This window comes from Streptomyces sp. GDS52 (genome assembly GCF_052246875.1).
Taxonomy (GTDB): domain Bacteria; phylum Actinomycetota; class Actinomycetes; order Streptomycetales; family Streptomycetaceae; genus Streptomyces; species Streptomyces cathayae.
This window is the reverse complement of record NZ_CM125966.1, coordinates 1571121-1584878: the sequence shown is the minus strand read 5'-3', so window position 1 is coordinate 1584878 and position 13758 is coordinate 1571121. Positions and strand designations below refer to the sequence as shown.

Here is a 13758-nt window from a genome sequence, read left to right as displayed (position 1 = left end):
CAGCGGACAGGAAGCGCCGGTGATGGACCGGTCAGGCCATCGCCGACTGGGGGGTATCCCGCGCCTGTTTTGCGGCGGCGAGGTCCCGGCGACAGTGGTGAGGGTCGGTCCGCGTGGCGTTGCCGCGTGCGAAGCCGTCGGGGGCGACCCTCCGGCGACGGCATGGCTCGCCGACCGCGGCCTCGCACCATTCGCAGCGGACCGAGAGCGCGTCAGGCTCACCCTGGGCGATGGCCGCCTCTCGTGCCGCACGGGCGGGCCGGAAGGGCGCCAGCGCGGCCCGGGCCTCCGGGGGGATGCAGGAGCCGACTTCCTTCAGCCGCGCTTCCAGCCTCGGGTCGATGCGGCGCCCGGCGAGCTGCCGGTGATGCACGGGTTGTGCGTGGCCGGCGGCGACGGCGCGGCGGGTGCCGACCAGCTCGGCTGTCCAGGCCGCCTGGTCGTCCGGGTCCACAGACGGGGTGGGGTCGGTGTGCCGCTGGAGGCGGTCGCGTCGGTAGCTCTCCCACGGACGGGCGATGTCCGCCGGGAGGATCTGGTACGGCGAGACCCGGATGTGTTGGCGGGCTGCAATGCGGGCGTCCCAGCCGTGCGGTGTGGCCAGGGGGACGTCGCCGAGCAGCTCGTGCCACTGGGCGAGCTGGTCGCGGGCCTCGCCCTGGTCGGTGCGGATGGTGCGGGGGTCGAGTCGGCCGATGTAGGCCAGCAGGGCGGCAATTTCGCGGCGGTCCATGGCTACTCCGCTTCGGTCGGCTCGTCGAGGGCGGCGAGGAGGGCGGCGGTGTGGGCTTCCGCCCGGGTCATGCCGCCTGCGGGGGCGGGACCGCTGCCGGCCAGGGCGTAGAGGTTCGGGCGGCCGAGGGCGTGTTCCCGGGCGATCCAGGAGCGCCAGTCGGCAGCCCAGGCGCCCGCCGAGCGGGGCTTCCAGTCGGCCCGGTGGGCACGCCACTTCGCGTCGGCGGCGCGCAGGCCGTCCTCGCCGAGGCGGGCGAGGTGCCCCTGTTCGTGGGCCCAGGCTTCGGTAGCTGGGTCGACCTGCCACTCGCCGGCCGGGGTGAGGGCAGCACCACTACTGCTGCCTTTACGGTTCATCTTCGGTTCTCTACGGTTCTGGGGGTTGGATTCCGTACCTTGCCGGGTGCGGAATCCGGCACCTCGGGGGGTCGGATTCCGTCGCGAGGGGCCGAATTCCGCACCGGTCGGATTCCGGCGGGAGGGGGCGGATTCCTTACCCTCCTTGGGCCAGATCCCGTGCCGCCGGAGCCGTATCTCGTCCAGCTCGGGCACCGGATCCGACTCGGTCGGCGGCTCGACGTACGCATCCGGGTCCTCCCGCGTGGCTGCCGCGACCTTGGCCAGCCACGCGGTGGCGCGCGGCAAGCGGTAGGCCGTGGTGCGCTGCGGGCCCTGCAGATGGTCCAGCACCTTCAGCTCGCCGCTCTGGACGAGCGACGTGAGCGCGTCGCGTACCGCGGTCCGGCTCGCGTTCGTGCGCTCGACCAGGCTGGAGAGTGAGGCCCAGGCGACGCACTGCTCGTCCGGCACGCGGTCGGCGATCGACAGCAGGACCAGGCGCGCGGTCCCACGGCTGGAGCTGTGCTCCCACACCCATTCGCGGGCGTCGACGCTCACCGGCCGCTCCCGATCATCGGGCGGAAGGGCTGTGTCGGCCCGGTGGCCGGGACGTGTTCCCGCCGCCGGCGGGTGGAGTCGGGGAAGCTGGGGGCTACCGAGCAGGTCAGGCCATCAGGCCTTTTGCGCAGGACGGAGCGCATGCAAGAATCTCCTTTGGTATTGCCACGCTGAGACGCCCGGTAGAAGGGATCAGCGTGGTGATGGTGGCGATCTCCGCCCTTGCCGGGGCGGTCTGCCGTGAAGCGTTCGGTGTCCGGGAGTTGCCGCTCTCGGGCACCGTCGCTGTTTGCGGGCCTACGTGGCCCGGAGGGTGCGCACGCCACTGCTCCTTATGGTTGTTGTGTCGGGCGGGCTGCCCAGGGGACGACGAACATACGCACGACGCTGCGTCAAGATCCAGACTTGGTTCTTAAACTCTCTATAACTCTCTACTTCATGTCGATTTGTCCGTTAGTGGGCTTACGCGCAGTCAGGTGCTCGCTCCTTGGGCGAGGTCGCCTCATGCGGGAGCTGTTCACACCTGTTGACAGTCGAGCAAGATCGTAAGTCGCAGGCGGCATCACCTGTCAACTGGAGCGGACAACTTTGTTGGTCTTGCGGGTTCGGTGTGCGCCTGAGTTGACAGGTTTGGTTTGATGGGTCCCTGTGCGTGACAGGAAGGGGACGAGTGTGGGCGACGGGGTCAGCGAGGAGGGGCGCGCTCTGGCGGAGAAGGTCGACCGGCTGTTTCGGGTGATTCACCCCGAGGGGCGGGGGCCTTACTCGCTGCGCGAAGTCGCTCGAGGTGTGGCGGACATGGGCGGCCCCAGCATGTCGGCGAGCTTCCTTCACCAGTTGCGCACGGGGCAACGGGATAACCCTGGCATCAAGTACCTGAAGGCGATTGCAGGCTTTTTTGGCGTGTCGCCGGCGTACTTCTTTGACGATGGTGAGGGGGCGCGTGCTCAGGCGGAGGTGACCCTGCTCGAGTCGATGCGCGACAACCAGGTCCGCTCCGTGGCCCTGCGTGCCTCCGGTCTTTCTCCCGAGACCCTCCGCACCGTGCAGGCGTTCATTGAGCGAGCTCGGGAGCTCGAGGGCCTCGACGAAGACGGCCAGTCGGAACGAGACGTATGACTCTCGTCACCCACTGTGGGGGATAGGTCCTGTAAAAATCAGGACACTTCTGTCGGGCTGTCCTGAAAATGCCGGGGCCGTCGCGAAGGTTCTTTGGCTGAATCTGGATCATCACCCTCAGGTCACATAGGGTGACCGGTGATGCGCCGTCAGTGCGCCTGAAGCAAGCGGAAATGAAAGACCAGGGAGGGGCTCGTTGCGCTCACAGCGACGACTCCGGATACCGTCCTTCCGGCAGCGCCGGAAACTAGTGAATCCGGATCCACTGTCAGGGATCGAGATTCCTTCCCCCTTCGATCTGCAGAAATTCTGCGCTGCTGTAGCGGCGTACCGAGGCCGTCCTCTGCTTGTCGAGGAAGTCGAAGGAGTGAGCGGCGCGGACGACGAGTTGTGCGGTCTGTGGGTGGAACTCGATACCGCGGACTGCATCTTTTTCGAGGCGTCGACCTCCCCGCTGCACCGAGACCACATCGTCTTGCACGAGATCAGTCACATGCTCCTCGGACACAGCTCCTCGAGCGATACGAGTACGGGCGCCCACCTGGGCGAACTGTTCACCGCCATCGATCCCCGCGCTGTCCGCAGTGTGCTGGGACGGGCGAACTTCAGCAGTCCCCAAGAACGCGAGGCCGAGCAACTCGCCACCCGAATAGCAAAATTGGCAAAACTGACACCCATTCCGAAAACTCGTGATCCCGAACTCGATCGTCTTGACGCGGCGCTGCGCGGTGACGGCAGAAGATGAACACCTTCACGTTCGTGGTCGCTGTGCTCCTGTGGCTCACCGTTGCATGGCGTGCCGTCAAGGTCTGGCGGAGGGGGCAGGACCGGTCTCTTTGGTGGGCCTTCTTCGGGCTGGCCGTCATGATGACGTTGCGCATGCCACCTGGGAGAGCACTCGACCAATGGACAGGCATCACCGACCTTTCCTACTTGCTGAAGCACCTCATCGGAGGGGTGCTTGCATCAGCTGCTCTGCTGGCCTTCCTGCGTAAGGTATCCGGGGCTTCGGACGGGCCGCGGACCAAGCGGCGGCGCATCATGTTCGCCTGCGCGACAGCGCTCGCCATGACGATTTTGTTCTTCGCGAAACTCCAGCCGTACGAGACGCCGTCGATATTTGCGGACCCCGTGGCTCGTTACGTGTTCCTCGCCTACACGCTTCTTTTCCTCGGTTACCTCACTGCCTCCCTGCTGGGAGGAGTGAGGCTCTGTTGGCGCTGGGGACGCAACTCAAGTGGTCTCGCGCTCAGTTGGGGACTTCGAATCATCGGCGTGGGCTTGGCTGCCGGCGTCGCGTATGCCGTCGTCAGAGCGGCAACGATCACCACACGCATGCACGGTGACGGCCTCTTCCCCGGTGCCGTGGACGACTACATCAGCACCGCCCTGCTCATGGCGGCCCTCGTCCTCATCGTCGCAGGCAGCAGCCTGCCCATGCTCAGCCTGCTCCGCAGCTGGCGGACCAAGCGGCACGCGCTGCTGCGTCTGCGCCCCCTGTGGCGCGACCTCACACAGGTCACGCCCTCCGTACGCCTCCACGCTCCACTCAGCGCGGTGACCGAACACCTCAACCCACTCAATGTGCACGACCGTCTGTACCGGCGAGGCGTCGAGATCCGTGACGCCGCACTGGCCCTCAACAACTACGCGTCGCCCGCTCTCCGGAAACGGGCCCAGCAGCACGCCGAAGCCCACGGCCTCTTCGGCACCCAGGCCGCAATCGCCGCCGAAGCCTGCTGGCTCGCGACCGCACGCCAGGCCAAGCTCCGGGGCTCAGCGCCTGGTTCCAGCGTCGAACACCGCCCTGCGGGCGGCGGGCGGGACCTGAACAGTGAGATCTCCGCGCTCACCCAACTGTCCGACGCCTACCACTCCGACCTCGTCCAAGACTTCACGGACTCGGAAGACCGCCTGATGGAGCTACCGGCATGAGCACCTTCGTTGCACCCCCCACCCCCACCTACGCTGAAGCCACCCCGCGGGTGAGAGCGGCGAAGGTTCTCACCGACGTCTTCGCGCCGGCCAACCTGGTCATCTCGCTGCTCCTGCTGATCGGCTGGCACAGCACAGGCAGTTTCAACGGAGTCGGGTGGGGCCTGTTCGCAGCCTTGTTCTGCGGCATCGTCCCCATGGGGATCATCCACTTCGGAGTCCGTCGCGGGAAGCTCACCGACAAGCACATCCGCGTACGCAAGCAACGCATCGCCCCCCTCACGGCCACCCTGGCCTCCGTGGTGACCGGCATCGTTCTCCTGAACATCCTGGACGCGCCGCGGGAGGTCTTCGCGCTCGTCATCGCCATGCTCGTCGGTCTGGCCAGCGCGCTGGCGGTGACGGTGTGGTGGCAGATATCCGTGCACAACGCTGTGGCCGGCGGCAGCGTGATGATCCTTGTCCTGGTCTTCGGCCAGGCGCTGGTCCTTCCCGCGGTCCTCTTCGTCGTGGCCATGGGGTGGTCCCGCCGCGTCCTGAAGGCACACACCCTGGCCCAGCTCGTCTGCGGCACCGCGTTGGGCTCCACCGCTGCCCTGGCGTTCACGCTTCTGCGGTAGCAGCCCCGGCGGGCGCGCCGTGTCGGGCGCGCCCCGTATCGGTGGAGCCGCCTGGTAGCCCACGCGCAGCAGCGGCTGACGATCACCTTGTCCAGTCACGCTATCGGCCCTGGGTGGACGGTTTGGGATGCCCTAATGGAGGGCCGTGAAGGGGGTTAGGCGGGTGGTCGGGTTCGCTTCCGAAGGCTGTGGGGGGCTCCGTCGCCGACTGCGTACGGGGTGAACTGAGCGGGGGTGTGGTCGATGGGCAGGTCGGACTGCCAGGCGGTGAGGATCTGAGCACTGCACACGAACAAACCGTCGGGAAGCTGATCGAGTGGGTACCAGTCCCAGTCGCCGACGCTCTCGTTCGGCTGCGTGGTCGGCTGTCCGTGCCAGGCATGCACGAGGGCACCGACGGTGACCCGCAGGACGCCTTCGACGTGGTCGACGAGCGTGCCCAGGAGCGTGACGGCGCTGGTGTGAGTGGTGAGACCGGTCTCCTCACCGAGTTCGCGCACCACTGCGGCATCGAAGGACTCACCGGCCTCGACGGTTCCACCGGGCAGTTCGAGGGTGCCACGCTTATGGCGGCCCAGCAGGAGGCCCTGCTTGCTGACGAGGATGGCTCCGACGCCGACAGCAGCGTGCGGCACTGGCGGCCTGCTGCTGCGGGGGCGGCTGGAGACCATTGCTGGCCGGTCGGGCAGGCGGCGGGCACGGACGAGCTGCTGGATGACCGCGGCGCTTTCGTCCGGGTGGTGCAGCAGGTTAATGGTCTCGACACGGAAGCCGTACTCGGTGAGGAGGTCCTCCCACAGTTGCGGCGCCAGGACCCACATCTGGGTGGCCAGCGGTGGATCGTCGCGCAGCAGGATCATCTGCTCGCGCGGTGTCACCTGAGTGGACGGGCCGAGGCCGTTCAGGTCGGTGTGCAGGAGCGAGAGGATCAGCGGTGCGCCGGGACGCAGTCCGTCGCGCAGGGTTGGCAGCGCCCGGTGTGGGTCGATGAAGGCCAGTGTGCCGATGGCGTACGCGGCGTCGAACGGCTCGACTTCGGCGAGGTATTCGGCCACATCTCCTTGTGTGAACTCCACGCCTGGGGTATCGGCGTGGGTGGAGGTGGCGCGTTCGTGCTGGGTCGGGGACAGTTCAATTCCGGTGACGCGAGCGCCGTGGGTGCGCGCGAGGTGGACGGCGTGATGGCCTGCCCCGGACCCGATGTCCAGGACGCGGCGGCCGGTGATGTCGCCAAGGATTTCAGCACCTGGCCCGATCCCCTCCCATGGCGTCCAGGACATTCGGTCGGGAATGGGCGGCGTGTAGGAACGCGCGAGTTGGCGCTGGCCGTAGATCTTCCAGGCTCGAGTGTTGATGTCCTCGACGGGCACGGTGCCTCCTTGGTGGGCGGTATGCGGTCAGGTGTGCGTGATGAGGTAGGCGGGGCCTTCGCCGGTTCGGGCATGTTCAACGGCGTTGAGACGGGAGAAGTCACGGGGTGCCATCAACTCCTGCCAGCCGGCCATGTCGTGCACGGCCCACATGTCGTGTTCCGCGGGGTCGAGGCGGATCCGGCCGAGCTGGTCGGCGGTCAGCTGGCCTCCGTCGAAGATGAGCCCCACCTTGTTCAGCGGCATGCGCGGCCCGGCGTGGAGGAAGTGCGTCAGGAGCAGGGTCGGCGTGTTGAGGGCGAGGTCGAGTCCGGTCTCCTCGACCGCCTCCCGTCGGGCGGTCTGCAGCGGGTCCTCGCCCGGGGCGTCCAAGTTGCCGCCCGGGAACTGCCAGAGTCTCGAGCCGTAGACCGAGCGGAGCTGGATGGGCCGGTCGTGCTCGTCGCGGATGTACAGGCAGCCGTACACCGTGTGGTGGGGGACGGTCTGCGCGTACTGGGTGGGCGTCATCGGCAGGGGGCGGCCGGGCCGGGCAGGACGGTGGTCGAAAGCGAGGGCGAGAACCCCGAGGGCTTCCTTGGCCGGCGGGTAGATGCCGCGGAGGTTGGCGAGCAGTTCGCCGGGCGGCCCGTTTGGGTCGATGCGTGCGGTGTCCTCCGAGCTGAGCAGGTCCTCGAAGGAGGGGTACGGGGTGATCCGCTGCACGAGGACGTCGAGTTCCCGCCCGGTGTCCCGGTCGTGGAAGACGACCATGTCGCCGACGCCGATGTCGCGCTTGGTAGGGGTGGCCACCCTCACTTCGATGGTCTTGCGCCCTGCTTCCACTTGGCGGTAGTACCGCCCGAACAGGTGCATGTGGTGCTCGGTCGCTACGTCTCTGGCCGCCGGGCTCGGGACGGCTGGGATCGCCTGCTGGGTGTCGTCAGGCATACGTGCCTCCGTTCGATGCTTTCCGTCCGTGGACGGTCGTGGGGTCGCGACCGTCCACGGAGCGGTGGCCGCGCTCCTGCGTCTCCGGATCGGAGCGGGTGGCGAGGAAGCGGACGAGTCCGCCGGCGCGCTACGGCAGTTCGATCGGTCCGTAGCGCGCGTGCGGCTCCTGCCGCATCAGCGCGTCGTACCGGTCCGCTATCGAGAAGTGCCAGAACTCGGTCCCATAGTTCGTAAAACCCGCTTCCTCCATGGCGTTGAGCAGCAGCGTGCGATGGTGACGCGCGTGATCGCTGAGGTTCGGAGCGTGCGTGAAGCAGGCGCCGTCGCTCTCCTCCGGGGAGGCGTTGACACGGGTGCCGAGGTCGAGTTCGTGGCCGTCCTGGTCGACGAGGGTCACGTCCACGGCCGCGCCTGCGGAGTGGGGAGCGATTTGCGGTGGCGATACATACCGGCTGGCGGCCTGGTGCAGCTGCTCAGCTGTCCAGTCGGGGTGGGCGGCGGCCAGTTCGTCCCGATACTCGGTGAAGTAGCGCTGCTGGAGGGAGAGAGGCCGGTAGCCCTCGATGAACAGCAGGTCGGTGCCGGCGGGCAGGAGCGAGCGGGCGAGCTGCAGCTGGGCCAGGACGCCCTCGCGGACGTGGGCGAACGCGCCCAGTGGATCTTGCTTGCGGGGATCGACACGGAAGTCGTGGTCACGCACGTCGACGAGCGGCTCTCCGCACTCGCGTACCGGGATCGCGGCGACCCGCGGATCGGACATCAACACCAGAGGGTTCATGGAGTCTCCCTGGGACGGCTTGCACTGCTGTGGCGGGACGGTGGAGGCAGAGGCCAGATCGGTTTCGCGCGCGATCCGCGCGATAGTGTCCTGCAGCGTGCTTTCGGCCGGGATCACGCTCTCCAGACCGCCGGACAGTAGATCCAGCTCGCGGTACCAGGAGGTGAGGTGGTCGTCGGTGACCTGCGCCAGGTACGCGGCATCCGCCTTCGAGGCATGCCGGTCCAATGTCGCCTCCAGCGGAACGTCCAGGTAGTAGCAGCTGGAGACACCGCGGTGGTCCCGTATCAGAGACGTGATCATGTGGCCGTAGCGGTCGGCGTACAGGATCCCTTCGAGCACGACGTGGAAGCCGGCGTCGAGGGCTGCGCGTGCGATCCTGCCCAGCAGGGCGATGTTGGCGCCGCGCGCGGTGTCGTGTTCCCTGAGCACGTTCCGGCGGATCACGTCCTGCCCCACGATCGCGACGCCGCGGCCGTAGCGATCTCTAAGGCCCTGGGCCACGCTCGACTTGCCCGACGCCGAGTTGCCGCGGATCACCACCAGGCGGGTGTCCGAACGTCCGGCTGCAGTTGCAGTGGATGCGCGACAGGCTGCGCTGTTCGGTGTGCTGGTCATGCGGGCCAGCCTGTCTCGCTGTACAGCTCCCCGTTCTGGATCTTTCCGATGGCCACCCGGGTGTAGGACACGAGGTTGTCGGGCAGTGCGGCAGGGTCCCAGAACTTCCACTGGGTGCACTTGTCCGGTTCGCGCAGTTCTGGTTCGCCGCTCCAGGTCCGTGCGCGGAAGAACAGGCCCATGCGGGGCCGGTCCCCGGCCTTGTTGATGTGGTGGACGACGTGGACGAGTTCGACGTCCTGGCGCTCGATGCGGAGGCCGGCTTCCTCCCGAGCCTCCCGAATCAGGCAGGCGATGGCGTTCTCCTGCTCGCAGTGGCCGACCAGGACGTGCCAGGTGGACGGCGCGAACTTGGAGTTGGGGTGGCGCAGCCCGAGCAACACCGTCCCGTCGGGGCGCTCCAGGTAGAGGTGGACACCGATGACGTTGAGGACCGTGCCGTGCGGCGAAGCTGGACGGCGCTCCTCGTGCGATGCGAGCCCGCTCCACGGCGCGGTGCTAGCGGGACGGCTGGCAGCGTGGCGCCGTACGAGGTCGCTGGTGGTGGGCGCGATGAGCAGGCGGTGGAGGTCGTCGGGGGCGAACCAGGCCAGCATCACTCCTTCCGTCAGGTGAAGGTCGCGGGGGTCGCCGTTCCAGCTGCCGGAGTAGACGGCGATGGGCACGGTCGCGCCGGCGTCGTCGGTTGCTTCCTCGACGCCGAACGGGGTCAGGTCGGCGATGTGGAGGCCGGCTTCCTCGGCCAGTTCGCGCCGCACGGTGTGCTCCAGGGTGGCGTCCTGGGGCTCTCGGCCGCCGCCCAGCAGCGACCACATGCCCGGCTCCCAGATCTGGCCGGGGAAGTAGTCGCGCAGGTGGAGCAGGTACTCGCCGCGGTCGTTGTGGATCAGGGCGGAGGCGTTGGCGGTCTCCGGTTCGACGGTGGGCGTGAGCTTGAGCAGCTTCTCGCGAAGGGAGGGGGAGGTCACTCTGTCCACGGGCCGCCACTCGATGCCGGCGACTTCTTCTTTCTGGAGCACCACCGGCACCTGTGTCGCGGTGTACAGGCGGAAGAGGAAGCGGAGGTCGAAGTGCTGGTGGCCGGGTTCACCTTTGCCAGGGTGGGCGTCGATGTCGTGGATGTCGATGTCGATGTCGATGTCGATGTCGAACGGCACGGTCTCGTAGCCGGGCCACGGTGCCACGGCCTGGGGTGGGATCCCGGTCTCCTCGTGCAGCTCCCGCAGGGCCGCCGCGGCCAGGGACTCGTCCTCGGGCTCGGTGTGTCCGCCGGGAGCGAGGACCTTCCCGCTCGCCCGGTGCAGCACGTGCAGGACGCGGCCGAGCCGGTCGACGACGATGGCGCCGCAGGTGACGTGTCCGGAGAAGGTGGAGCGACAGGCGATGTCGGTGGGCCGGTCGAGGGCGTCCAGGAAGCCGCCGAGTTGCGTTCGCTCGTGCGGGTGGCGAGCGAGGTAGGTATCGACGGTGGTGCGGATGTGATCGTGCGACAGCGGCATGGGTCTACCTCAGAGGGGCGCAGAACGGAACGGGTCGAGGCGGGGTGGTCGTTCGTGTCAGCTCAGTCGCATCCCCTCCGCAGGGACTTCCTCGACCGCGGCGGGGGGAGGGGTGGGCAGGCCCCAGCGCTTCCGGGCTGTTTCCGCGGCGAGTCGGGCTTGCCGCGCTCCCGGCGGGCCCCATCCCAGTAGGGCGGCTGCCTGGGCGGGGGCGGCGAGCATACGGGCGAAGGGGTGGCCGGTGGCGGGATCGACGGCCGCCGGCCCGATGGCGGTGACACGGGCGGCCAGGCGGAGCCGGGCGTTGGGTCCCACTCCGCCGTAGACCTCGCCGGTCTCGTCCAGCACCCAGCCCAGTCGCACCGGGTCGGTCAGGGTGAGCTGGGCTTCCTCGGCGGCTTCGCGGTGGAGGGTGTCCTCGGGCGTCGTGTCGGTCTTCTCCACGGTGCCGCCGGGCAGCATCGGCAGGGCGCCCCGGGGGCCGGGGTCGGCCACGAGGACGACCCGGCCGTCGGGAACGAAGCACCACGCCCAGGCTTGCTGCACGGGGAGCCGCTCGGGGACGGGGCCGCGATCGAGGGGGCTGTCCCACAGGGGCCGGTAGCGGACGTGGACGTCATGGTGATCCAGCGCCGGGACGTCGAGGATGTGCCGGCCATCGGCGAGGTGGGCGGTGGCGGTGTTTCCGAGCCGAGCACGGTAGGCGGCGAGCATGATCTGCCCGTCCACGGGGCGCAGCCGCTCTACCGCGTCCCGGGTCTCGAGGAAGGCGAACTCGGACAGCTCCTCGTGAGGCAGGCGGATCGCCTCCACCTGGTCGGGGGTGAGGGTTCCGCCGTCGAAGACGTACCGGATCTCTCCAGGACAGGACGCACCGGGCTGGATGTCGGGGTGGTGCGGCGAGAGGGAGTGGACGGCGAGCACGCCCGCCAGGGGCAGGTCCGCCAGGCCCAGTTCCTCGGTGATCTCGCGCCGGCAGGCGACGTGCGGGTGTTCGCCGGGTTCGACGACGCCTCCGGGCAGCAGCCACCGGTCGTCCTCGCGGTAGGTGGGATGCACCAGCAGGACGCGGCCGACCTGGTCGGTGACGATCGCGGCGGCGCCGAGCCACACCGCGTGCCGGGACGATGCATACGGCGCTGCAGCCAGGGCGGCACGCCGTGCGACGTGAGCCGAAGGAGAGACGGGAGAGGTCACGTGGCTCTGCCTTTCAGGACGGCGGGCGGGCGTGTATACGGCGCGGACCGGGGAGCGATGATCAGGCGGTGTCGCCGCTCATCCGGCGCTGTAACTCCCACAAGGACTGGAAGAGCCCCGGCTCCTGGGTGAGCTGGGCGTAGGTGCCCTCCTGCACGACCCGGCCCTCGTCCAGGACCACGATCCGGTCGGCGACGGCCACATTGGTGAGCCGGTGCGTGATCAACAGGATGGCGCGGTCCTTGGCCAGTTCCCGCAGGCCAGCGAAGATCCGGTGCTCCGCCCGGGCGTCGAGGGCGGCCGTGGGTTCATCCATCACCAGCAGCGCCGCCTGCCGATGGAAGGCGCGGGTGAGCACCAGCCGCTGCCACTGCCCGCCGGAGAGCTGCTGCCCGCCGAACCACTCGCTGGTCAGGAGAGTGTTCAGGCCGGAGCGGAGGCCCGGCAGCATCTCCGCGGCGCCGGACGCCTCGCACGCGGCGAGCAGCGCGGCATCACTGGTGTCGCCCTGCCCGAACGTGATGTTGTCGCGCATCGTCAGCGGCAGGTACGTGAACTTCTGCGGGACCAGCGCGACGTGCTCCCACGCCCCCCACGGATCCAGGTCCGCCGTGGAGGCGTGATCCCAGGCCACGTCGCCCTCGGTGGGCAGCAGCAGCCCGCACAGCAGGCGCGAGAGGGTCGTCTTGCCGGAGCCGTTCTCCCCGACCAGCGCCACGATCTCGCCGCGCCGCACGTGGAGGGAGACGCCGCTGAGGCTGTCCTTGGGGGCGCCGTCGTAGCGGTAGGTGACGTCGCGGACCTCGAAGCGCTCCGGGACCGCGGGCAGGGGCGCGGTGCCGCGGGAGTCGGTCATGGCCTGGCCGTGGGCGTTGTCAAGGAAGTTCTGCCAGTCCTGTACGTACCAGCCGGTGCGCACCAGGCGGGCCCCGCCGTTGATGATGCCGCGCACGGAGCCGGTGGCCGTCTGGAGGGCGAAGACGGCGCCGCCGCCGGCCGCCAGGCTCATGCGGCCGGAGGCCAGGAGCCACAGCAGCGCCGCCCACACGGCGGTCGACGCGACTCCGCCTGCGATGGCTCCGGCCAGTCCCATCCAGGCGCCGGTGTTCGCGGCCTTGCGTTCGGCCACGTTGACCGAGGCGGCCAGCTTCCGGTACCGGCCGATCAGGAAGGGGCCGGCGAGGCAGGCGCGCATCTCCTCGCTGGACTCCATGTAGGCCATGTGCCAGCGCAGTTTGCCCAGCATCCGGCGCCGCCCGGAGGTCTCCAGCCCGGCGAGGTAGATCACCCGCGCGGACCGGACGTAGGCGGCGGCCTGCGGCAGGCACGCGAGGAAGAGAAGGGGGAGAAGCAGCGGGTGCAGGACGGTCAGGACGGCCGCGCCGGCCGTGAGTGTCGCGGTCGCCGCGAGGACGTCCTGTGCCTCTTCGACGAGGTCGGGGGTGACCTGGGCGCCGCGGTCGGCGATGTCGTAGGCGTCGTTGTAGCCGGGCTTGTTGTTGGCGGCCAGCTCCGCGCCGAGTGCGGCCTCGATCATCGTCAGCTCCGCTGCCCGGCCGAGAACGGGCCGCAGACGACCGGTCAGCCAGACGACCGCGATGCCCAGCAGCGCGCGCAGGCCGGTGGCGGCGGCGATGACAGCCAGCTGCGGAGCGGCGTCCCACAGCCGCTCGGTGATGTCGCCCGAGGAGATCAGCGCGGTGATCGTGCCCGTGACGGCCAGAAGGCCAAGAGCCGCGAGGACGCCCGTCCCGATCTGGCACACCAGCAGTCCGATGGTCGCGCCGCGGTCCACCCGCCAGGCCATCTGCACCGAGCGCCGTACCAGCGAGGGCAGGCGCCGCGCCATGGTGCGGGACGTCAGTAGGGAGCCGGCCTGGAGCCGCGACTTGTCACGGTAGAGGTATTCCTCCTCTCGAACACCGGTCTGCTGCGGTTCGTCGTCCTGCGAGGTGCCCTTCGGTGGTTGCGGCGGCTGATCCTGCGTGATGGCCGAGGTCATCGTTCCCCCTAGGACGGTCGCTGTGGCGGAGTCGTGAGGTCTAACGACCCGGCTG

12 protein-coding genes are annotated in these 13758 nt (G+C 68.9%); 4 read left to right on the top strand and 8 right to left on the bottom strand.

Going from position 1 to position 13758, the window contains the following annotated elements:
• Nucleotides 1-31: 31 nt before the first annotated feature.
• On the bottom strand, nt 32-733 hold the full coding sequence (locus ACTWJ9_RS07110; RefSeq protein WP_443295396.1) for a zinc finger domain-containing protein: 702 nt from the start codon (nt 731-733) through the stop codon (nt 32-34).
• Nucleotides 734-735: 2 nt separating this feature from the next.
• On the bottom strand, nt 736-1632 hold the full coding sequence (locus ACTWJ9_RS07105) for a helix-turn-helix domain-containing protein (RefSeq protein WP_443295395.1): 897 nt from the start codon (nt 1630-1632) through the stop codon (nt 736-738).
• Between the two features lie 672 nt (nt 1633-2304).
• On the opposite strand from ACTWJ9_RS07105, the gene ACTWJ9_RS07100 reads away from it, so the two are divergent.
• The 4 genes from ACTWJ9_RS07100 to ACTWJ9_RS07085 all read left to right on the top strand — a co-directional run bounded on the left by ACTWJ9_RS07100 (nt 2305) and on the right by ACTWJ9_RS07085 (nt 5306).
• Nucleotides 2305-2751, top strand: a complete 447-nt coding sequence (locus ACTWJ9_RS07100; protein WP_279332764.1) for a helix-turn-helix domain-containing protein — start codon at nt 2305-2307, stop codon at nt 2749-2751.
• A 367-nt stretch (nt 2752-3118) separates the two neighbouring features.
• Entirely contained in the window at nt 3119-3496 is a 378-nt protein-coding gene (locus ACTWJ9_RS07095; protein WP_384205942.1) for a hypothetical protein, read from the top strand.
• Nucleotides 3493-4686, top strand: coding sequence for an MAB_1171c family putative transporter (locus tag ACTWJ9_RS07090; RefSeq protein ID WP_443295394.1), 1194 nt, complete (start codon nt 3493-3495; stop codon nt 4684-4686). The genes ACTWJ9_RS07095 and ACTWJ9_RS07090 overlap by 4 nt, the downstream gene beginning before the upstream one ends.
• A complete protein-coding gene (locus tag ACTWJ9_RS07085) occupies nt 4683-5306 on the top strand; it encodes a hypothetical protein (RefSeq protein ID WP_443295393.1) in 624 nt (207 codons plus the stop codon). The genes ACTWJ9_RS07090 and ACTWJ9_RS07085 overlap by 4 nt, the downstream gene beginning before the upstream one ends.
• A 155-nt stretch (nt 5307-5461) precedes the next feature.
• Here ACTWJ9_RS07085 and ACTWJ9_RS07080 read toward each other — a convergent pair whose 3' ends face one another.
• The 6 genes from ACTWJ9_RS07080 to ACTWJ9_RS07055 form a co-directional block, all read right to left on the bottom strand.
• Nucleotides 5462-6676 carry a bifunctional class I SAM-dependent methyltransferase/NUDIX hydrolase gene (locus ACTWJ9_RS07080; RefSeq protein ID WP_443295392.1) on the bottom strand — a complete coding sequence of 405 codons (1215 nt, stop codon included), beginning with the start codon at nt 6674-6676 and terminating at the stop codon, nt 5462-5464.
• A 27-nt stretch (nt 6677-6703) separates the two neighbouring features.
• Nucleotides 6704-7606 (bottom strand): NUDIX domain-containing protein, encoded by a 903-nt coding sequence (locus ACTWJ9_RS07075; RefSeq protein ID WP_443295390.1) that lies wholly within the window; start codon nt 7604-7606, stop codon nt 6704-6706.
• Nucleotides 7607-7736: 130 nt separating this feature from the next.
• The gene (locus ACTWJ9_RS07070; protein ID WP_443295389.1) at nt 7737-9005 is read right to left on the bottom strand and encodes a M15 family metallopeptidase; all 1269 of its coding nucleotides are present in this window, start codon (nt 9003-9005) and stop codon (nt 7737-7739) included.
• Nucleotides 9002-10504, bottom strand: coding sequence for an NUDIX domain-containing protein (locus ACTWJ9_RS07065; RefSeq protein ID WP_443295388.1), 1503 nt, complete (start codon nt 10502-10504; stop codon nt 9002-9004). The genes ACTWJ9_RS07070 and ACTWJ9_RS07065 overlap by 4 nt, the downstream gene beginning before the upstream one ends.
• Nucleotides 10505-10561: 57 nt before the next feature.
• Nucleotides 10562-11701, bottom strand: a complete 1140-nt coding sequence (locus ACTWJ9_RS07060) for an NUDIX hydrolase (protein WP_443295387.1) — start codon at nt 11699-11701, stop codon at nt 10562-10564.
• A gap of 61 nt (nt 11702-11762) precedes the next feature.
• Nucleotides 11763-13703, bottom strand: a complete 1941-nt coding sequence (locus ACTWJ9_RS07055; RefSeq protein WP_443295386.1) for an ATP-binding cassette domain-containing protein — start codon at nt 13701-13703, stop codon at nt 11763-11765.
• Between the last annotated feature and the right edge of the window lie 55 nt (nt 13704-13758).